At 71.1% G+C, this 19705-nt stretch carries 18 protein-coding genes; 13 read left to right on the top strand and 5 right to left on the bottom strand.

The genetic code is table 11. From position 1 onward, the window contains the following. The first annotated feature begins 106 nt into the window (after positions 1-106). From ACQPZZ_RS39330 to ACQPZZ_RS39290, 9 genes are all read left to right on the top strand, one after another. Positions 107-1885 (top strand): ABC transporter substrate-binding protein, encoded by a 1779-nt coding sequence (locus ACQPZZ_RS39330; protein WP_432927564.1) that lies wholly within the window; start codon positions 107-109, stop codon positions 1883-1885. Between the two features lie 68 nt (positions 1886-1953). After that, positions 1954-2946 (top strand): ABC transporter permease, encoded by a 993-nt coding sequence (locus ACQPZZ_RS39325; RefSeq protein ID WP_432927562.1) that lies wholly within the window; start codon positions 1954-1956, stop codon positions 2944-2946. Beyond that, entirely contained in the window at positions 2943-3794 is an 852-nt protein-coding gene (locus tag ACQPZZ_RS39320; protein ID WP_363647738.1) for an ABC transporter permease, read from the top strand. Before ACQPZZ_RS39325 ends, ACQPZZ_RS39320 begins: the two co-directional genes overlap by 4 nt. 1 nt (position 3795) lies before the next feature. Further along, positions 3796-4740, top strand: coding sequence for an ABC transporter ATP-binding protein (locus tag ACQPZZ_RS39315; protein ID WP_432927559.1), 945 nt, complete (start codon positions 3796-3798; stop codon positions 4738-4740). Beyond that, the gene (locus ACQPZZ_RS39310) at positions 4741-5658 is read left to right on the top strand and encodes an ABC transporter ATP-binding protein (RefSeq protein WP_432927557.1); all 918 of its coding nucleotides are present in this window, start codon (positions 4741-4743) and stop codon (positions 5656-5658) included. Continuing rightward, positions 5655-8063: a glycosyl hydrolase 2 galactose-binding domain-containing protein gene (locus ACQPZZ_RS39305; protein WP_432927555.1), complete on the top strand. Its 2409-nt coding sequence runs from the start codon at positions 5655-5657 to the stop codon at positions 8061-8063. The genes ACQPZZ_RS39310 and ACQPZZ_RS39305 overlap by 4 nt, the downstream gene beginning before the upstream one ends. A gap of 37 nt (positions 8064-8100) precedes the next feature. After that, a complete protein-coding gene (gene manA / locus ACQPZZ_RS39300) occupies positions 8101-9210 on the top strand; it encodes a mannose-6-phosphate isomerase, class I (protein WP_432927553.1) in 1110 nt (369 codons plus the stop codon). Between the two features lie 97 nt (positions 9211-9307). Then, a complete protein-coding gene (locus ACQPZZ_RS39295; protein WP_432927551.1) occupies positions 9308-10363 on the top strand; it encodes a polysaccharide deacetylase family protein in 1056 nt (351 codons plus the stop codon). A gap of 39 nt (positions 10364-10402) precedes the next feature. After that, the gene (locus tag ACQPZZ_RS39290; RefSeq protein ID WP_432927549.1) at positions 10403-11188 is read left to right on the top strand and encodes a CPBP family intramembrane glutamic endopeptidase; all 786 of its coding nucleotides are present in this window, start codon (positions 10403-10405) and stop codon (positions 11186-11188) included. A 572-nt stretch (positions 11189-11760) separates the two neighbouring features. On the opposite strand, the gene ACQPZZ_RS39285 is transcribed toward ACQPZZ_RS39290, so the two are convergent. Then, positions 11761-12477 carry a maleylpyruvate isomerase family mycothiol-dependent enzyme gene (locus ACQPZZ_RS39285; protein ID WP_363647752.1) on the bottom strand — a complete coding sequence of 239 codons (717 nt, stop codon included), beginning with the start codon at positions 12475-12477 and terminating at the stop codon, positions 11761-11763. Between the two features lie 227 nt (positions 12478-12704). Between ACQPZZ_RS39285 and ACQPZZ_RS39280 the strand changes: the two genes are divergently transcribed. After that, positions 12705-13520: a hypothetical protein gene (locus ACQPZZ_RS39280; RefSeq protein WP_432927546.1), complete on the top strand. Its 816-nt coding sequence runs from the start codon at positions 12705-12707 to the stop codon at positions 13518-13520. A gap of 4 nt (positions 13521-13524) precedes the next feature. On the opposite strand, the gene ACQPZZ_RS39275 is transcribed toward ACQPZZ_RS39280, so the two are convergent. Further along, on the bottom strand, positions 13525-14307 hold the full coding sequence (locus ACQPZZ_RS39275; RefSeq protein ID WP_432927544.1) for an ABC transporter permease: 783 nt from the start codon (positions 14305-14307) through the stop codon (positions 13525-13527). Continuing rightward, positions 14304-15200, bottom strand: a complete 897-nt coding sequence (locus ACQPZZ_RS39270; protein WP_432927542.1) for an ABC transporter ATP-binding protein — start codon at positions 15198-15200, stop codon at positions 14304-14306. Before ACQPZZ_RS39270 ends, ACQPZZ_RS39275 begins: the two co-directional genes overlap by 4 nt. Before the next feature lie 146 nt (positions 15201-15346). Between ACQPZZ_RS39270 and ACQPZZ_RS39265 the strand changes: the two genes are divergently transcribed. Genes ACQPZZ_RS39265 through ACQPZZ_RS39255 form a run of 3 tightly spaced genes read left to right on the top strand, consistent with a single transcriptional unit; the run spans position 15347 to position 18634 of the window. Next, a complete protein-coding gene (locus ACQPZZ_RS39265; protein WP_432927540.1) occupies positions 15347-16507 on the top strand; it encodes a sensor histidine kinase in 1161 nt (386 codons plus the stop codon). Beyond that, a complete protein-coding gene (locus tag ACQPZZ_RS39260; protein WP_432927538.1) occupies positions 16504-17193 on the top strand; it encodes a response regulator in 690 nt (229 codons plus the stop codon). Before ACQPZZ_RS39265 ends, ACQPZZ_RS39260 begins: the two co-directional genes overlap by 4 nt. 13 nt (positions 17194-17206) lie before the next feature. Further along, the gene (locus ACQPZZ_RS39255) at positions 17207-18634 is read left to right on the top strand and encodes a dihydrolipoyl dehydrogenase family protein (protein ID WP_432927536.1); all 1428 of its coding nucleotides are present in this window, start codon (positions 17207-17209) and stop codon (positions 18632-18634) included. A 9-nt stretch (positions 18635-18643) separates the two neighbouring features. On the opposite strand, the gene ACQPZZ_RS39250 is transcribed toward ACQPZZ_RS39255, so the two are convergent. Together ACQPZZ_RS39250 and ACQPZZ_RS39245 are read right to left on the bottom strand one after the other, a co-directional pair. Further along, positions 18644-19282, bottom strand: coding sequence for a uridine kinase (locus ACQPZZ_RS39250; RefSeq protein WP_432927534.1), 639 nt, complete (start codon positions 19280-19282; stop codon positions 18644-18646). Positions 19283-19293: 11 nt separating this feature from the next. After that, positions 19294-19701 carry a pyridoxamine 5'-phosphate oxidase family protein gene (locus ACQPZZ_RS39245; RefSeq protein WP_432927532.1) on the bottom strand — a complete coding sequence of 136 codons (408 nt, stop codon included), beginning with the start codon at positions 19699-19701 and terminating at the stop codon, positions 19294-19296. Positions 19702-19705 lie beyond the last annotated feature (4 nt).

Below are 19705 nucleotides of genomic sequence, written 5' to 3'. Positions count from 1 at the left end.
TCCCCTTATTGACACCGGCGACGTCCCGATTTTACGGTCTCGGTACTTATCCGGTTCAGCAATAGCGAGCCGAGCAACATCGGGGTCTGGCATGAGGAGAGTCACCATGCGAAACCGAACACGGTTTCTGATACCGGTGCTGGCGGCCGGCCTGTTGAGCGCGGCCTGTTCGGGAGGCGGGGGATCGTCCACGCCGACCGGACCGGCGGGAGATGCGACGGGGGGCGCGGCGGGAGGCGGCGCCGCCGCTCCGGCGGGCGGCGGGGCGTTCCCCCGCAACGAGACCCTCTACACGAGCGGCACCCAGTGGGGGCCGCCCGCGAACTGGAACCCCCTGCGCGAGTGGGACTTCGCCACCGGCACCAAGGGCCTGGTCTACGAGACGCTGTTCATGTACGACCCGAACACCGACAAGTTCTCGCCGTGGCTGGCCGAGAGCGGCGACTGGACCGGTGACCTGGAGTACACCCTCAAGCTGCGCAAGGGCATCACCTGGTCGGACGGCAAGCCGTTCACGGCCGACGACGTCATCTTCACGTTCGAGCTCGGCAAGATGGAGACCGTCCCCTACCACCCGCTGTGGGACTGGATGAAGAGCGCCGACAAGGTCGACGACTACACGATCAAATTCACCTTCACCACGGCCAATCACCAGGAGTGGGCCAACCACCTCTACAGCCGGGCCATCGTCCCCAAGCACCTGTGGGAGGGGCGGTCCGAGGACGAGGTGATGAACGGGGTCAACGAGAAGCCCGTCGGCACCGGTCCGTACGCCTACCAGTCCCACGACCAGGACCGCATGGTCTGGGTCAAGCGCGACGGCTGGTGGGCGACGAAGGCGCTGAACAAGGACGTCAAGCCCAAGTACATCGTCGACATCGTCAACTCCAGCAACGAGGTCGCGATGGGCCTGCTGCTGCAGAAGGGCCTCGACCTCAGCGTGAACTTCCTGCCGGGCATCGCCAACCTGGTCAAGGGCAGCTTCGGCATCAAGACCTACTACGACCAGCCGCCGTACATGCTGTCGGCCAACACCACCTGGATGTGGTTCAACACGGCCAAGAAGCCGATGGACGACAAGGCGTTCCGCAAGGCGGTCGCCTACGCCGTCGACACCAAGAAGATCGTCGAGGGCGTCTACGGCAACCTGGTCAAGGCGTCCGACCCGAGCGGCCTGCTGCCGCAGTGGGACAAGTACGTCGACAAGAACGTCACCTCCACGCTCGGCTTCTCCTACAACCCCGACAAGGCCAAGCAGCTGCTCGCCGACGCGGGCTACAAGGACCGCAACGGCGACGGGCTGGTGGAGTCGCCGAACGGCGCCAAGATCTCGCTGAAGCTGATCGTGCCCGCCGGGTGGACCGACTGGATGGAGGCGGCCCGGGTCATCAGCTCCAGCGCCAAGGCCGCCGGCATCGACATCGAGGCCGACTTCCCCGACTACAACGCGCTCGTCGACGTGCGCAACCAGGGCAAGTTCGACCTCGTCCTCAACAACGACAAGCAGCTGGCGAACACGCCCTGGCTGTACTACGACTACCTGTTCCGCCTGCCGGTGCAGAAGCTGCAGACCACGACGAACTACGGCCGGTACGAGAACAAGCGGGCGTGGGAGCTCACGCAGCAGCTCGACCAGGTCAAGCCCGACGACCTGGCGGGCATGCAGAAGATCACCTCGGAGCTGCAGAAGATCCAGCTCGAGGACATGCCGGTCATCCCACTTTGGTACAACGGCCTGTGGTCCCAGACCTCCGACTCGGTCTGGAAGAACTGGCCCAGCAGTGCGCCGAACACGCCGAAGTATCCGCCGACCGTGTGGCGCAACTGGCTGGAGATGGGCGGCACGCTCATGCTCACCGAACTCCAGCCGGCCTCCGGAGGCTGATCTTCTCGCGCCCCCCTTCCATCCTGCGTACGGGAGGGGGGCGCCGTTCCGCGACCGGGAGGTCGATCGTGCGCCGCTATTTCGGCAGAAAACTCCTCATCTACGGCCTGACGTTCTTCGTGGCCGTGACCGTCAACTGGATGATTCCGCGGTTCATGCCGGGCGACCCCGTGTCGAGCATGCTCTCGCGGGCCAACGTCGCGCAGCCCGCGGCCGTCGAGGCCATGCGGGCGCACTACACCGCGATGTTCGGCTTCGACCTGCCGCTGTGGCAGCAGTATCTGAACTTCTGGGGATCACTGCTGAAGGGCGACCTCGGCATCAGCATCTGGCTGTTCCCGACGCCGGTGACCGACGTGATCGTCCGGGCGGTCCCGTACACGCTGGGGCTGCTGATCCCGTCCATCCTGCTGAGCTGGTTCGCCGGCAACCGGTTCGGGGCGTTCGCCGCGCGGCGCAAGTGGCTCGACAACAGCGTGCTCCCGGTCGGCTACGTGCTGACCGCGACGCCGTACATGTGGCTGGCGATCCTGCTGGCCTGGGCGCTCGGCATCGTCGCGGGGATCTTCCCGGTCGCCGGGCCCTACGGCTTCGACCTGCGGCCGTCCTGGTCGTGGACCTTCCTCGGCAGCCTCGCGCAGCACTGGTTCCTCCCGTTCGCCTCGCTGTTCCTGGTGGCGTTCGGCGGCTGGGCCATCGGCATGCGCAACATGATCATCTATGAGCTGGAAGCGGACTACGTCAACTACCTGCGGGCGCTCGGCGCGCCGGCGCGGCTGGTGCGGCGCTACGCCTTCAGGAACGCGATCCTGCCCCAGGTGACCGGCCTGGCCCTGCAACTCGGCGTGCTCGTGGCCGGCGCGCTGGTCACCGAAATCGTCTTCAGCTATCCCGGACTCGGCCACCTGATCCTTCAGGCGATCCAGAACCAGGACTTCTTCCTGCTGCAGGGCACCTTCCTGTTCATCGTCATCGGCGTGCTGATCGCCAACTTCGTCATCGACATCGCGTACGTCCTGGTGGACCCGCGCACCAGGACCGGGATGGGAGAAGCGGCATGACCACCGCACGCCGCGAGGCCCTGCACTTCGCGCTGCGCAACCGCAAGCTGGTCGTCGGCGCGATCATCGTCGCCGTGTTCCTCGTGGCCGGCCTGGCGGGGCCCCTGCTGTTCGACCACGGGCCGAACGACTACGTCGGGCCGGCCATGGCGCCGCCGTCCGGGGAGTTCTGGTTCGGCACCACCACGTTCGGCCAGGACGTCTTCGCCCAGTTCGTGTACGGCCTGCGCTCGACGTTCCTCGTGGGCGTGCTCGGCGGCGTGCTGGCCGCGGTCGTCGGCATGGTCGTGGGGTTCGTCGCGGGTTACCGCGGCGGGTGGGTCGACGAGCTGCTCACCATGCTCACCAACATCGTGCTCGTGCTGCCCGCGCTGGTGGTGCTGCTGATCGTCAACGCGTACCTGGGCGTGCGCAGCATCGGCGTGCAGGCGCTGTTCATCGGGCTGACCTCGTGGCCCTGGGCCGCGCGGGCGATCAGGGCGCAGACGTTCTCGCTGCGCTCGCGCGACTTCGTCGACCTCGCGCGGCTGAGCGGGGTGCGCACCCCGAAGATCATCCTTCGTGAGATCGCCCCGAACATGAGCTCGTACCTGTTCCTGACGTTCATCCTGCTGTTCGGCAGCGCGATCCTGATCGCCGCCTCGCTCGACTTCATCGGCCTCGGACCGACGGAAGGGGTCTCTCTCGGGCTGATGCTCAACAACGCCGCGCGGTGGAGCGCGCTCCAGCTCGGCCTGTGGTGGTGGTTCATCCCGCCGGGCGCCGGGATCACGGCGATCGTCGGCGCGCTCTACGTCATGAACGTCGGGCTGGACGAGGTGTTCAACCCGAAGCTGAGGGAGATGTGACGTGGCGCTGAATGTCACCGACCTCCGGGTCTACTACCGGACGCTGCGCGGCGAGGTGAAGGCGCTCGACGGCGTCACGTTCTCCGTCGCGGACGGCGAGATCATGGGCCTGGCCGGGGAGTCCGGCTCGGGCAAGTCCACGCTCGCCAAGAGCCTGATCCGCCTGGACGGCCGCATGCGCCACGTCGGCGGCACGGTCGAACTGGACGGCGCCGCGATGCCGCTGTCGGACGACGGCGCGATGGACGAGTTCCGCTTCCGGAAGGTGTCACTCATCCCGCAGTACTCGATGAGCGCGCTCAATCCGACCAGGAAGATCGGCAAGATGGTCGGCGAGCTGCTGGAGTCGCGCGGCGAGCGGCCGGACAGGGCCGAGCTGGAGCGGCGGCTGGAGCTGGTCGGCCTGTCGAAGGACGTGCTCGACCGCTATCCCATCGAGCTGTCCGGCGGCATGAAGCAGCGGGTGGTCATGGTCGTCTCCACGCTGCTGAACCCCTCGCTGCTGATCGCCGACGAGGTCACCTCCGCGCTCGACGTGTCGAGCCAGAAGGCCGTGGCCACGACGCTGCTCGGGTTCCGCGACCACGGCCTGGTCACGAGCATGATGGTGGTCACCCACGACATCTCGCTCGTCTACCAGATCGCCGACACGATCATGGTGATGTACGCCGGGCGGCTGGCGGAGAAGGCCCCGGCCGACGTGCTAGTCAACACTCCGAGGCATCCGTACACCAAGCAGCTCATCTCCGCGCTGCCCGAGGTGGGGGTGCGCTACGAGGACCGCCGGCTTACGGGGATCCCCGGCGGTCCGCCGTCGCTGCTGAAGCCGCCGGAGGGATGCCGGTTCAGGGACCGCTGCCCGGTCGCGTTCGACCGGTGCGCGGAGCAGCCGCCGTTCGCCGAGGTGGCCCCCGGCCACTTCGTCGCCTGCTGGAAGGCCGAGTGAATGCTGAAACTCGATAGCGTCTCCAAGGTCTACCGCGTCGGCGCGTTCGGCGGGCGCGAGCTGAAGGCCGTCTCCGACGTCGGCTTCGAGGTCGGCGAGGGGGAGGTGGTCTCGCTCATCGGCGAGAGCGGCAGCGGCAAGAGCACGCTCGGGCGGATGATCCTGCGCCTCGCCTCGATCAGCGGCGGCACGATCACCCTGGACGGCAGGAACATCTCCTCGATCAAGGACCGCAAGGAGTACTACCGGCAGGTGCAGGGCGTCTTCCAGGACCCCTTCAGCTGTTACAACCCCGTCTTCCGCGCCGATCGCGTCTTCTCGATGCTCAAAGAGCAGTACTTCCCCCGGGCGGGCGCGGACGAGTGGCGCACGCGCGTGGAGGCCGCACTGGAGAGCGTGCGGCTCGACCCCGGAAACGTCCTCGGCAAGTATCCCCACCAGCTCAGCGGCGGCCAGCTCCAGCGCATGCTGATCGCCCGCGCCGTGCTCCTCGACATCCGGCTGCTGGTCGCCGACGAGATCATCAGCATGCTCGACGCGTCCACCCGCATCGACGTGCTGAACCTGCTCGCCGACCTGCGGGCGCGCGGCCTCGGCATCCTGTTCGTCACCCACGACCTGTCGCTCGGCAACTACGTCAGCGACCGGACTGTCGTGCTCAGGAACGGGAAGATCATGGAGATGGGCCGCACGGACCTCGTCTTCGGCAACCCCGCGCATCCCTACACCCGGTCGCTGCTGGCCTCGGTGCCGCGGCTGCACGCCAAGTGGACGGACGCGGTCGTGGAGGAGGTGCCATGCGCGTATCACGAGGCGCCGGAGGACAGCCGGACTCGCCCCGGGCTGGCCGAGGTCGAAAATGATCACTACGTGGCGTGCGCCGGCTGCGCGGGATCGAAGATTAAGGAGACAGCGTGAGCTCGTACCGTCCCCTGCACGACGGGTGGACCGTCACCGCCGTGTCGTCGACCGGGCAGCTCCGGCCGGTGGTCGCGGGATTGCCCGCGTCCGTTCCCGGTTGCGTCCACACCGACCTCCTCGCCGCCGGGCTGATCGAGGATCCGTACCTGGACGACAACGAGGACGGCCTGACCTGGATCGGCCGCACGGCGTGGTCGTACGAGACCACCTTCACGTGGGAGTTCGCGCAGGACGGCACCGGCGACGACCGGGCCGACCTGGTGTGCGCGGGGCTCGACACGGTCGCCACGCTCGTGCTCAACGGCGTCGAGATCGGCGCGACGGCCGACATGCACCGGTCGTACCGCTTCCCCGTGCACCACTTGCTGCGTGCGGGCGAGAACACGCTGAAGATCCTGTTCGATCCGCCGTACGGGTACGCCGAGGCGCAGAAGGCGGCCCTCGGCGACCGCCCCGGCGCGTACGCCGAGCCGTACCAGTTCATCAGGAAGACGGCCTGCAACTTCGGCTGGGACTGGGGGCCGACGCTGGTCACGGCCGGGATCTGGCGGCCCATTGGCATCGAGACCTGGAGCACCGCCCGCCTGGCCGAGGTGCGTCCGCTCGTCCACGGCGACGGCAGGGTCGAGGTGCACGTGGAGGTGGAGCGCGCCGCCGAGCGGCCGCTCACGCTGACCGCCTCGGTGGGGGGCAGGGGGGCGGGCGTGACCGAGACCGTCACCGTCGGCGCCGGGCGGCGCAGGGCCGTCGTCACGCTGACCGTGCCCGGCCCGGAGCTGTGGTGGCCGCGCGGGTATGGCGAGCAGCCGTTGTACGACCTCACCGTCCGGCTTGAAGACGACGAGTGGACCGGCAGGATCGGGTTCCGCTCGGTCGAGCTGGACCGCACCGACGACGCGTTCACCTTCGTGATCAACGGCAAGCCGGTCTTCGTCAAGGGCTTCAACTGGATCCCCGACGACTGCTTCCCCTCCCGCATCACGCGGGAGCGCCTCGCCGAGCGGTTCGCCCAGGCGGCCGGCACGGGCGCCAACTGCCTGCGGGTGTGGGGCGGCGGGATGTACGAGAGCGAGGACTTCTACGACCTCGCCGACGAGATGGGCCTGCTCGTCTGGCAGGACTTCCCGTTCGCCTGCGCGGCCTACCCGGAGGAGGGCCCCTTCGCGGCGGAGGTCGAGGCCGAGGCCCGTGAGCACGTCGCCCGCCTGACCCGTCACGCCGCGCTCGTGCTGTGGTGCGGCAACAACGAGAACATCGAGGGCCACGCCGACTGGGGCTGGCAGGAGAAGCTGGAGGGCCGCAGCTGGGGCGCCGGCTTCTACTACGATCTGCTGCCGCGCATCGTCGCCGAACTCGACCCGACCCGGCCGTACTGGCCGGGCAGCCCGTACTCCGGGGCCCCCGACCTGCCGCCGAACGACCCGTCCAAGGGCACGGTCCACATCTGGACGGTGTGGAACACCCACGACTACACCCACTACGCGACCTACACGCCGAGGTTCGTGGCCGAGTTCGGCTTCCAGGGCCCGCCGACGTACGCGACGCTGCGCACGGCGGTCTCCGACGACCCGCTGACGCCGGTCTCCCCGGGGGTGACCCACCACCAGAAGGCCGTCGACGGCAACCTCAAGCTGCTGCGCGGCCTCGGCGAGCATCTGCCGCGGCCGGACGGCTTCGACGACTGGCACTACTACACCCAGCTGAACCAGGCCAGGGCGATGACGTTCGGCATCGAGCGGTTCCGGGCGCTCGCACCCCACTGCACGGGCACGATCGCGTGGCAGCTCAACGACTGCTGGCCGGTCACCTCCTGGGCCGCGGTCGACGGCGGCGGGCGGCGCAAGCCGCTGTGGTACGCGCTGCGCCGGGCGTACGCCGACCGGCTGCTGACCTTCCAGGGCGACGCGCTGGCGGTGGTGAACGACACCGACGAGCCGTGGTCGGGCGAGCTCGCCGTCGACCGGCTCAGCCTGGCGGGGGACATCCTGGCCAAGGAGCGCGTCGACGTGGCGGTCCCGGCGCGCGGCACCGCCTCCGTGGAGCTGCCCGAGGGGGTGACCAGGGCCGGAAACCCCGCGGGCGAGGTCCTGGTGGCGACGCTCGGCGACGCCCGCGCGCTGCGATTCCCCCGCGAGGACCCGGCCATGGACTACCCTCCGGCGGAGATGGACACGGCGGTCGAGGAGATCGAGGGAGGGCTGCGGGTGCGCGTGACCGCGCGGACGATCGTGCGCGAGCTCGCGATCTTCCCCGACCGGCTCGACCCCCGCGCGACCGTGGACGACCAGCTCGTCACGCTGCTGCCCGGGGAGAGCGCGGTCTTCCACGTCACCGGTGGTGATGTGGACCCCGGCGCGCTCATCCGTCACCCGGTGCTTCGCTGCGTCAACGAACCCCGTTAGTCTCGGATCTCCCCCTTTTGATGCCCGAAGGACGCACGTGGACCTGCTCATCAACCCCATAAAGGACTACCCCTGGGGCTCCCGTACGGCCATCGCCGAGCTGACCGGGCGGCCCGCCTCGGGGCCGGAGGCCGAGATGTGGCTGGGCGCCCACCCGGCCGCGCCCTCGCGGCTGACCAGGGACGGGGCCGAGACCACGCTCGCCGACGTGGTCGCCGCCGACCCGGTGGGGACCCTCGGCGAGGCGGTCGCCGGGCGGTTCGGGCGGCGGCTGCCGTACCTGATGAAGCTGATCGCGGTGGACGCGCCGCTGTCGCTGCAGGTCCACCCGGACGCCGAGCAGGCCGCCGACGGCCACGCGCGGGGCGACGCGAACTACACCGACCCCTGGCACAAGCCGGAGCTGGTCTGCGCGCTCACGCCGTTCACCGGGCTGGCCGGGTTCCGGCCGCCCGAGCAGGCGGCGATGCTGGTCGAGCGGCTGCACGTGAGCGCGCTGCAGCCGGTGGTCGCGGCGCTGCGCGGCGGCGACGTACTCGGCGCGCTGCGGGTGCTGCTGGAATGGCCGGGCTCTCGGGGAAAGCTGGTCGAGTCGGTGGTGTGGGCGGCCTCCGCCTGCCACACCCCCGACTACGCGCTGGTGGTGCGGCTGGCCCGCCGTTATCCGGAGGATCCGGCCGTGCTGGCGCCGCTGCTGATGCGCCGTCACACGCTGGCCCCCGGTGAGGCGCTGTTCCTCGGGGCAGGGGTGATGCACTGCTATCTCGAGGGCTTCGCGGTGGAGATCATGGCCTGTTCCGACAACGTGCTGCGGGCGGGCCTGACCGGCAAGCACGTCGACGTGGAGGAGCTGCTGCGGGTCGCCGACGCCGCCGCGCAGCCCCTGCCGGTGGAGCCGGTCGGCGGCGCGTACGTGCCGCCGGTGCCGGAGTTCCTGCTCCGCAGGATCGCGCCCGGCGCGGGTGAGGCGCTCCCGGGGAGCCTGCCGAGGATCGTGCTGTGCACCGAAGGTGTCGTGAACGTGCGCACGGCCTCCGGTTCGGAGGTCAAGCTCCGTCCCGGCGACTCGGTGTTCGCCGCCGCGTCCGAGGGCCAGGTCGAGGTCGGCGGCGACGGCCTCGCCTTCTGCGCCGAGCCCCACATGTGACTCACTTAGGGTGATGTTTGTCCTACCGAGTGTGACGTGAACCTGTCGCGCGGGTAGGAGCCCCTCATCGTCAAGCGCGGCCCGATGAGGGGGATCCATGGGGCGCTTCAGGGTTGCCGGAATCGCCGCTGCGTCGTTGGGGGCGGTCGCGCTCTCCGCCTGCGCGGCCGGCGGGGGCAAGCACGCCACGCAGGCGAGCCCGGCCGGCCACAAGCAGAACAACGCGGCCGCCGGGGCGGCACTGCGCAAGTCCGAGACGGCCGCCGCCGCCCAGGTGAAGGCCAACGAACTGGGGCAGATCCCGGTGATCATGTATCACCGGATCGTCACCAATCCGCCACCGGGCGACGACCGCAGTCCGAAGGACTTCCGCGACGAGCTGGAGCGGCTGGCGGCGGACGACTACGTGCCGATCACCGCGGCCGAGTACGTCACCGGGAAGATCGACATCCCGGCGGGCAAGCACCCGGTGGTGCTGACCTTCGACGACTCCTCGCCTTCCCAGCTCACTCTCGACGGCATGGGCAATCCGGCGCCGGACTGCGCGGTCGGCATCCTCATGGACGTCGCGAAGAAGCACCCTGGCTTCCGGCCGGTGGCGACCATGTACGTGATCAAGGACCTGTTCGGCAAGGCCCGCCAGGAAGAGCAGATGCAGGTCCTGCAGTGGCTCAAGGACCACAACTTCGACATCGGCAACCACACGCGCGACCACCTCAACCTGCTCGGCAAGCCGAAGGACGAGGTGGAGAAGCAGATCGCGGCCGGGCAGGCGCTGATCACCTCGCTGGTCAAGACGTCGCCGGTCACGCTCGCCCTGCCGTACGGCAACCAGCCGCACGAGAAGAAGTGGGCACTGCAGGGAGCGTCGGGCGGCACCCGCTACGACTACAGGGGCGTGTTCCTCGCGGGCTACACCCCGTCGCCGTCGCCGTTCACCAAGGACTTCGACCCCCTCGGCATCCCGCGGATCAGGTCGAAGGAGAAGGTCGGCGACTGCAAGAAGTTCTGCTCGATGGCGTGGCTCGACTGGCTCAAGGCCAACCCCACCGACCGCTACACCTCGGACGGCAACCCCAACACGGTCGCCTTCCCGAAGTTCAAGGCGGCCTTCGTCGCACCGTCGTTCACGTCCCGTGCGCTGCCGTACTGAGAGGACGGATGACCGCGCGGGGGCGGCTACCCTGCCTGCATGGACGACGCCACCGCCGACGCCACCGCCCTGCGCGGTCTTACGCCACGGCTGATCGGCCCGGAGATCGTCGCGGTCTTCGCGGTCTCGCTCGGCGCCAGCGCCCTGCTGTCGCTCATCCGCCTCATCGGCGCACTGACCGCGCCGAAGGACCTGGGCGACCAGCACGCGGTGCTCGTCGGCTCGCTGGCTCCCGGCCGCCCGTGGCTGGATCTCTCGCTGCACCTCGCGGGGATCGCGGTGAACGTGGCGCCGGTGGGGCTCGTCGCCTACCTGCTGGCCAGGTCGGGCGAGTCGATGCGCACGGTCGGGGCCGACTGGCGTGAGCCGGGCCGCGACACGCTGCGCGGCGCCGTGCTGGCGGCGGTTATCGGCGGCACCGGCCTGGTGTTCTACCTGTTCGCCTTCCGCTCCGGGTTCAACCTGAACGTCGTGCCCGACAGCCTGCCGGACCACTGGTGGCGGATCCCGGTCCTGGTCGCAGAGGCCGCCCAGAACGGTGTGCTGGAGGAGGTGCTGGTCGCCGGCTACCTGCTGCACCGGCTGGGGCAGCGCGGCTGGTCGCCATGGCGTGCGGTCGGAGTGTCGGCCGTCCTGCGCGGCTCCTACCACCTCTACCAGGGCTTCGGCGGCTTCGTCGGCAACATCGCGATGGGCGTGGTCTTCGGCCGGCTCTACCAGCGCTGGGGCCGGACCATGCCGCTGATCGTCGCGCACACGCTGATCGACGTGGTGGCCTTCGTCGGGTACGGCCTGCTGCGCGGCCGCGTCTCCTGGCTGCCCTGATGCTGCCCTGATCTCCGTCTAATCGGGCGGAATGCGTTCTCTCCGGCGCGCCTGATTGATTTGGGTCCGATCCCGGTGCATCGTTGACGGGCCGCCGCACGTCTGGATCCCCCCGGGCAAAACCGGCCTGTTCCGGCCGCATTTTCATTCGGGGAATTCGCATGAGGCGTTTATTGCCACGTATTTCATATCCGGCACGCATTCCATATCCGGCGCGCCGCCGCGCTGCCGTCGGCCGCCGGCCCGGGGGGCCCACCCGGCCGCCCGGCCGCAGACGTCCGGTCAGCCCGCCGTACCGCTGCCGCGTGGGAGGCGGGGCCGGGACCCGGGGCCGCGCCGTACCGGCCGCCACGAGCGCCGTGACCGTGCGCACGCTCGTGCCCGTACGGCCCGCGCCCGGGCGCACCGGGCCGTGGGCTCCGGTCCCACCGGGGCCGGAGACGATCGTCTTATTACCACCGGTGCCGCGAGCACGCTCCGATCCGTTATGTCCCGCACGCCGGGTGCCCCGAGGGGGCGCCCGGCGTGTCTTCGTGCCGGGGCTGTGTCGCCAAAGCTCAGGTTGCCAAAGCTCAGGCGAGGCAGCGCAGGGCGCCCCGGACGCGGGCGTCGAGGGGATGCCCGGCGGGCAGGCGGCCGACCGTCGCCTCGACGAACTCCCCGGGGGAGAGGTCGGCGGTCACGCCGTCGTCCACCTGCACCTCCAGTCGGTCGCAGGCGCGTGCGATCCGCGCCTTCGACCCCTGCTCCTCCAGCACGAACGCGCCGACCCGGACGCGCCAGTCGAGGCGGTCGCCGGCCTCGTCGGCCGTCACCGGAGCCCCGACGTCGTCGGCGTGCGTGGCGTACTCCGAGTCGTAGTGGAAGGTCTGGAGAACGGCCGGGTAAGGGCCGGCCGACGTGTGCAGCGTGCCGTCGAGGCCGAGGGCGCGCATCCGTGCGCGGGTCTCCCTGTTCTTGGTCCGCCACTCGTCGAGCACCTGCTCCGCGGGCAGGCCGTGCCGCTTGCGCACGCACCATTCGTTGAAGCCGTCGAAGCCGCCGCGCACGCCCTCGTGTTCGAGCATCTCGTAGAACCCGTCGATGTCGTCGTCGAGGCACGCGTGGTTGTACATCTCCTCGCCGGCCAGATGCGCGAGCACGTCGCGCACCGTCCAGCCGTCGCACCGGGAGGGGCGGTTCCAGCCGTCGTCGTCCAGGGAGGAGAAGAAGCGGTCGAGCCGCGCCGCCTCGGTGTCGAAGATGTCGAAGGGGTCGAGCCCCGCCAGTTCGTCCCGCGCAGAGGTCATGTCTGAGCCGTACCCCCAGGCGTTCCACCCTCACTTGGGCAGTGTCGGGACATTTCCCGCAGAAGACGGACATTTAAACCTGCGGCGCTCCCAACAAAGCGTAGGGGAAGGGAAAAACCGGCTCTTGGCCCGTTTGTCCGATGATCGACGCGGAAACCCCCGAGGTCGGAAAGCACGGCGGTTGTCGTTCTGCGGTTGATCTGTCGTTGATTCAGGGGGAAAACGAAATGGCAAAAAGCACGAGCGTCGCACTCGCGATCGGCGCCGTTCTCGCCGGGGGCGCCGTGATCGCGGGCGCTCCTCTCGTCGCGGCTCCGGCGGGGGCCGTGACGACGTCCGCCACGATGTCCGCACAGCACGACCTCGTCCGGTTCGGCCACCCGCACGCCCGGGGACAGCGCAACCGGAACAAGGGCGGGCACCGGCACAATCAGCGGCTGCGGGAGCAGCAGCGTCAGCACCAGTTCCTGATGCGTGACCTCACGCTGGTCCTCGTCCCGTACCAGAAGGAGACGACGGACGCGGCGGCGCTGCCGTACAACTGGCAGAACGACAGCACCTCCGTGCAGCAGTACGGCAACCAGGACCTGCTGACCACGGCACAGGACACGCCCCGGGCGACCGAGATCAACGTCGACGGCGGAGAGGGGAACAGCACGACGACGGTCTCCCCGAAGACGGAACAGCACGACGTGGACCACTCCAGCGATGTGAACGTCGCGGTGGACGACAAGGTGAAGGAGCCGGCGGGTGGGCCGCAGGGGGATCTCGTCACGCGGCCCGTTCCCACCGCGCCCGTTCCCACCGCGCCCACTCCCACAACGCCCGCTGCCACAGCGCCCGCTCCCACAGCGCCCGTTTCCACCGAGCCGGTGCCCGGCGCCACGTCGGCCGGGGATGTCCCGCAGCTCGCGGTGGACCCGGCGCCCGCGGCGGCCGATCCCGGCTGCTCGCAGGCTCTCACCCTGCCCCTGACCCTTTCGCTCACGGCCACGGTGTCCCTCGCGCCGGGCACGGACGACCGCCCGCCGTCCGCGCCCTGAGTCGTCAGGCGTCCCTGCGGGCCAGCAGGACGGCGGCCACCGCGTACGGCACCGCCACGTAGGCGGCCATCACCGCGAGCGCGGCGAGCGGCGACAGGAGCGCGCCGCCGAGCGATTGGGGGTTGCCGGTGCCGGCCAGCTGGCCCGCCAGGGCGCCCGGCAGGATCGAGCCGATGCGCTCGTTCCAGGGCGCCGGGATGTTGCCGACGATGATCGGGAGCACGTACCAGACCGCCACGAGTGCGGCGATGGCGGCGACGGCCGACCGGGTGATCGCGGCCAGGCACAGGCCGAGCAGCGCGAACATCACCATGGACAGGCTCATCGCCAGGAAGAGCGGCACCTGGCGGCTCAGCGCCTCGGCCGACTGCCCCCGGATCGGACGGTCGCCGATGATCAGCCGGCCCACGGCGGACGTCACGAGCACGGCCGCGAGCCCCGTGCAGAAGGCGACGACGGCGACGACGCCCGCCTTGGCGGCGAGCACCCGCCCGCGGGACGGCAGCACGGTGAACGTGGTGCGGATCATTCCGGTGCCGTGTTCGCCCGAGAAGGCGAGGACGCCCAGCACGGCCAGGCACAGCGAGGCGAGCCAGTTGGCGAGCTCGGGCAGCGACGCCACGGCGAGGTGGCCGCGCTGCTCGAGCGGCAGGGTGTCCCACAGGTGGGCGGCGTACCAGGCCAGCAGGACCATGAGACCGACGACGACGCCGACGACGCCGAGGACGACGGAGGTGGATCGGAGGGTGCGGAGCTTGAGCCATTCGGCGGCGAGAGCGTCGATCACCGGTCCACCCCCTCGGCCGTGGACTCAGCCGTGAGCCGCATGTAAATCTCCTCCAAGGAGGCGCCGCGCGGGGTGACCTCGTAAAGGGGGATCGCGTGCCGGGCGGCGAGGTCGCCGATCTCCGTCGGGTCGAGGCCGCGCACCGACAGGCCGGCGCCGTCCTCGGCCGTGACCGTCCCGCCCGCGGCCGACAGCGCGGTGGCGAGCTCCCCGGCGCGGCTGCTGCGGACGAACACCTCCCGCACGGCGGTCAGCTCCCGCATCGGGGTGTCCGCGATGAGCCGTCCGCGGCCGATGATGACCAGATGGTCCGCGGTGAGCTCCATCTCGCTCATCAGGTGGCTCGACAGGAGCACGGTGCGCCCTTCGGCGGCGAGGCCGCGGAGCAGTTCCCTGATCCAGCGCACGCCGTCCGGATCGAGGCCGTTGACCGGCTCGTCGAGCAGCAGCACCCCGGGATCGCCGAGGAGCGCGGCGGCGATCCCGAGGCGCTGGCGCATACCGAGCGAGAATCCCCCGATCCGCTTGCGGGCCACTCCGGCCAGGCCCACCTGCTCGATGACGGACACGACCCGGGCCCGGCCGATGCGGTTGGCGCGGGCCATCCAGCCCAGGTGCCCGAGGGGCGTACGGCCGCCCTGGACGGCCTGGGCGTCCAGGAGCGCGCCGACCTCCCGCATCGGGTGGCGGATGCGGTCGTAGCGGCGGCCTCCCACCAGCGCCTCGCCGCTCACCGGGCGGTCCAGGCCGAGGATCACCCGCATGGTCGTGGACTTGCCCGCGCCGTTCGGCCCGAGAAACCCGGTCACCCGGCCTGGTTTCACGTGGAACGTCAGCCCGTCCACGGCGACCGTGCGCCCGAAGCGCTTGGTCAGCTCTCTGACTTCGATCATGTCTCGACGGTCTCGCGGGCGGCCCGTCCCCCGCGTCGGAGCGACGTGCGATCTTCCGGCCGCACCTCGGACCGTGGCATGACAGACCGTGGCATGACAGACCATGGCATGAGGCGAACGGGATCGCGTACGGCTAGCGTGGGCGCGTGGACGATCCGGACGTGCGGCCGTTGTTCCCCCGGCCGCTGCGCCCTCGCGAGCTGGTCGCGCTCGACGCGCTGGCCGGTCTGGGCTACGCGTTCGTGCTGGTCCTCAACTCCCCGGACGCGCATCACCCGGCGGGCTGGGCCGCGATCGCCGCGATGACGCTGCCGCTCGCGGTAAGGCGGCGGTGGCCGCTGCCGGTCTTCTGTGTCGTCTCGGCCGCCTCCGTGGCGGCCGTGGCGCTCGGCGTCGTGCGGGAACCGCTGGCGGCCGCGGCGTACGCGCTCTACCCGGTCGCGCTGACCACGCGCCGGCGCCGGTGGGAGCCGACGGCGGCGATCGGCGCGCTGACCGCCGGGGCGCTGCTGCTCGCGGCGTTCGGCGGCGTGACGGCCGTCGCGGAGGTCAGGCGGATCATGGAGACGGTCGTGCTCGGCTCGCTCGCGCTGGGCGGGGCCTGGACGATCGGCCGGGCAGTGCGGGAGCGCCGGGCGTACGCCGCGCGCCAAGCCGAGCAGGCCGCCGAGCGGGCCGTCACCGAGGAGCGGCTGCGCATCGCCAGGGAGATGCACGACGTGGTCTCCCACACGCTCAGCCTCATCGGGGTCAAGGCCGGGGTCGCCGCGCACGTGGCGGACCGGCGGCCGGAGGAGGCGCTGGAGGCGCTGCGGGTCATCGAGACCACGAGCAGGCAGGCGCTGACCGAGATGCGGCACATGCTCGGCGTCCTGCGTGAGGCTCCCGGCGCCGCTCCGGACGCGTTGTCCCCGGCACCGGGCCTCGCGGCCCTTCCGGATCTCGCCGAGCGCGCGGCGGCCGCGGGCGTACGGGTGGACCTGGACGTGCGGGTGACGGGCGGCCTGCCCGAGGCGCTGGAGCTCGCGGTCCACCGGATCGTCCAGGAGGCCGTCACGAACGTGGTCAGGCACGCGGCCCCGGCGGCCTGCCGGGTCTCCGTGCACGACGAGGGCGGACAGCTGCGGATCGAGGTGACCGACGACGGGCCGGGCCGGCGGACCCTGCCCGCCGGTGCACCCGGCCACGGCCTGATCGGGATGCGCGAGCGCGTCAGGGCGTACGGCGGGGTCTTCACGGCGGGCCCGCTGCCCGGCGGCGGGTTCCGCGTGCTCGCGCGCCTGCCGCTGAAAGGGGAGGGGACGTGAACGAGCCCGAGCCGATCCGGGTGCTGCTCGCCGACGACCAGGAACTGCTGCGCGGCAGCCTGCGCCTGCTGGTCGACAGCACGCCGGGGCTGGTCGCGGTCGGCGAGGCGGGCACCGGGGCGCGGGCGGTCGAGCTGGCCCGCTCCGAGCGTCCCCACGTCGTGCTGATGGACGTGCGGATGCCCGGCATGGACGGCATCGAGGCGACCCGGCGCATCTGCGGTGAACCCTCCGGCACCAGAGTGCTGATCCTCACGACGTTCGACCTCGACGAGTACGTCTACGCGGGGCTGCGGGCCGGGGCGAGCGGGTTCCTGCTGAAGAACACCCCGCCGGCCGAGCTGCTGGCGGCGATCCGCGTCATCGCCGCGGGCGACGGGCTGCTGGCGCCGAGCGTGACGCGACGGCTGATTGCCCAGTTCACACAGTTCGGCGGGACCGCCATGGGCCGGTCTCGATCCGGCCCCTCGCTCGACGGCCTGACCGCCCGGGAGCGGGAGGTGCTCATGCTCGTCGCACGTGGGCTGTCCAACCTGGAGATCGCCGCGAGCCTGCACGTCAGCACGGCCACCGTGAAGACCCACATCGGGCACCTGCTCGCCAAGCTCGACGCGCGGGACCGGGCCCAGCTGGTCATCGCGGCCTACGAGGGAGGGCTCGTCTCCACCTCACGGCCGCACCCGTGACAGGCTGGAGCCCGTGGAAGTCTTCGATGTGATCGTCATTGGTGCGGGTTCGACGGGCGAGGTCGCCGCGGGACGGGTGGCGGCGGCCGGCCTGAGCACCGTCATCGTGGAAAGCGAGCTGGCGGGAGGGGAGTGCTCCTACTGGGCCTGCATGCCGAGCAAGGCGCTCCTGCGGCCGGTCGACCTCGCGGGAGAAGTGGGCCGGGTCACGGGGCTGCGGCTGGCCGGCACAGTCGGGGGCGGGCCGATCGACGCCGCCGCGGTGCTGGCCCGGCGTGACGCCGTGGTCTCGCACTACGACGACGCGGGGCAGGTCCGATGGCTCGACTCGGCGGGCGTGACGCTCGTTCGCGGCGCCGGACGGCTCGCCGGTCCCCGGCGGGTCGAGGTCACGACGGCCGACGGCGGCACGCGCACACTCGTCGCGAACCACGCCGTCATGGTGGCCACCGGAAGCCGCCCGGTGATTCCGCCCGTGGCCGGTCTCGCCGCGGCCGAGCCGTGGACGAACCGTGAGGCCACCGGCGTGCGTGCCGTACCGAACCGGCTCGTGGTGATCGGCGGCGGCGTGGTCGCGTGCGAGATGGCCCAGGCCATGCGCGGGCTCGGCGCCCGCGAGGTCACGATGCTCGTCCGGGGCGGCGGGCTGCTGACGAGGCTGGAGCCCTTCGCCGGCGAGATGGTCGCGCGGTCGCTGAAGGACCAGGGGATCGACATCCGCACGCACGAGAGCGTGGAGAAGGTCGAACGGCCGGAGCCGGGCGGCGAGGTCACGGTGCGGCTCGCGAGCGGAGGAACGGTCACGGCCGACGAGATCCTGGTCGCGACCGGCCGCCGGTCCGCCACCGGCGACATCGGCCTGGCCTCGGTCGGGCTGCCGGAGTCCGGTCCGATCGAGGTGGACGAGAGCATGCGGGCCACCGGCGTGGCGGACGGCTGGCTCTACGCGATCGGGGACGTCAACGGCCTCGCGCTCCTCACCCACATGGGCAAATACCAGGCGCGGGTCGCCGCGGACGTGGTCGCCGCCCGTGCCCGGGGCGAGGCGGACGACCGGCCGGGGATGCGCGACCGCGCGGACCGCGCCGGGGCGCCGCAGGTGGTCTTCACCGATCCGCAGGTGTGCGCGGTGGGCCGCACCGAGGCGCAGGCCCGCGCAGAGGGCTTCGACGTGCGGGTCGTGGAGTACGACATGGAGCAGGTGGCCGGCGGCTATCTCCTCGGCGACGGCTACCGGGGCAGGGCCAAGGCGGTGGTCGACGAGCGCCGCCGGGTGCTGCTCGGCGTGACCTTCGCGGCCCCCGGGGCGGCCGAGCTGCTGCACGCGGCGACGATCGCGGTCACCTCCGGGGTGACCCTGGACGACCTGTGGCACGCCGTCCCGGCGTACCCCACCGTCAGCGAGGTGTGGCTGCGCCTGCTGGAGGCGTACGGGCTCTAGAGGCGGGCGCTACAGACTGATCACTGCGGGGTGGCGCGGGTCCTCGACGCGGACGACCACGTCGGCGGCCCGTGCCGGGCCGATCTCGCGCTCGTACCGCTCGTAGGCGGGCAGCGTCCACCGCTCCTCGGGCGGCGTACGGCGGGCCAGCGCGGCGGCCGACACGGACAGGTGGACGGTCACGTCGAACGGCAGGCCACGCCCGAGCAGCAGCGCGCCGTCGAGCAGCACCACGCCGCCCGGCTTCAGCGTCACGTAGTCCGCGCGGGTGGCCCGGTCGCGTGCGCTGTCCCACAGCGAGGGCAGCACTCTGCCCGTACGCCTGCCCGTACGGCCCGGCTCCAGGGGGCCGAGCACCTCGCGGACGAGGCCGCCCATGTCCAGCCACTCGTCGTAGAACACGTCGGGGTCGGTCCGGCCGAACTCCAGCCGCAGCGAGGCCGGGCGCAGGAACCCGGCCGCGGGCACCCGCAGGGCCTCACGGCCGCGCAGGCGCAGCGGCTCGACCAGCTCGCCGGCCAGCCTCCCCGGTTCGGCGGCGGGAGCGCCGTCCAGGGCGACGCGCACCCACGCGTCGCGCGGCCGGTCGGCGATCAGGTCGGCGAGTTCCTCCACGAGCAGGGACGGGGAGACGGGACGGGCACGCACGTTCCCATCATCTATCGCTTGAGCCGGCGGCCGGAGATCTGCTCGGGGGCCATCACGATGAACTGGTCGCGGCTGCCGGGCACCCACGGCGTGAGCGGCAGCGCCGACAGGCGGGCGATCTCCTCCGGTTCCGAGACCGCGCGGGCGGGGCCGACCGCGGTCACCGACCACCCCGTACGGAACGTCGCGTCGAAGTCGTCGGCCTCGAACGCGACGATGGCGTTCCTCGCGGCCGCGGCCAGCTTGGAACCGGGGGCGGTGCGGATGACGATGTTCCCGTCGAGCAGGCAGAAGTTCACCGGCTGGACGGCGGGGAGGGCACGATCGGTGAAGACGATCCTGCCGATGGGGGCGGAGGCCAGCAGGTCCAGACATTCCCCTCCGCTGAGAATCTCCAGGCCGGCCGAGTCGAGCTTCATGTCT

This window comes from Microbispora sp. CA-135349 (assembly GCF_050947365.1).
GTDB lineage: Bacteria > Actinomycetota > Actinomycetes > Streptosporangiales > Streptosporangiaceae > Microbispora.
Note: the sequence above shows the minus strand (reverse complement) of the source record. Positions and strands in the feature narration are given on the sequence as shown.

Excerpts from the sequence above, each read along its gene's own strand:
- ACQPZZ_RS39330 (WP_432927564.1), top strand. The coding sequence starts at position 107 with ATGCGAAACCGAACACGGTTTCTGATACCGGTGCTGGCGGCCGGCCTG.
- ACQPZZ_RS39320 (WP_363647738.1), top strand. The coding sequence starts at position 2,943 with ATGACCACCGCACGCCGCGAGGCCCTGCACTTCGCGCTGCGCAACCGC.
- ACQPZZ_RS39310 (WP_432927557.1), top strand. The coding sequence starts at position 4,741 with ATGCTGAAACTCGATAGCGTCTCCAAGGTCTACCGCGTCGGCGCGTTC.
- ACQPZZ_RS39295 (WP_432927551.1), top strand. The coding sequence starts at position 9,308 with ATGGGGCGCTTCAGGGTTGCCGGAATCGCCGCTGCGTCGTTGGGGGCG.
- ACQPZZ_RS39290 (WP_432927549.1), top strand. The coding sequence starts at position 10,403 with ATGGACGACGCCACCGCCGACGCCACCGCCCTGCGCGGTCTTACGCCA.
- ACQPZZ_RS39285 (WP_363647752.1), bottom strand. The coding sequence starts at position 12,477 with ATGACCTCTGCGCGGGACGAACTGGCGGGGCTCGACCCCTTCGACATC.
- ACQPZZ_RS39280 (WP_432927546.1), top strand. The coding sequence starts at position 12,705 with ATGGCAAAAAGCACGAGCGTCGCACTCGCGATCGGCGCCGTTCTCGCC.
- ACQPZZ_RS39270 (WP_432927542.1), bottom strand. The coding sequence starts at position 15,200 with ATGATCGAAGTCAGAGAGCTGACCAAGCGCTTCGGGCGCACGGTCGCC.
- ACQPZZ_RS39245 (WP_432927532.1), bottom strand. The coding sequence starts at position 19,701 with ATGAAGCTCGACTCGGCCGGCCTGGAGATTCTCAGCGGAGGGGAATGT.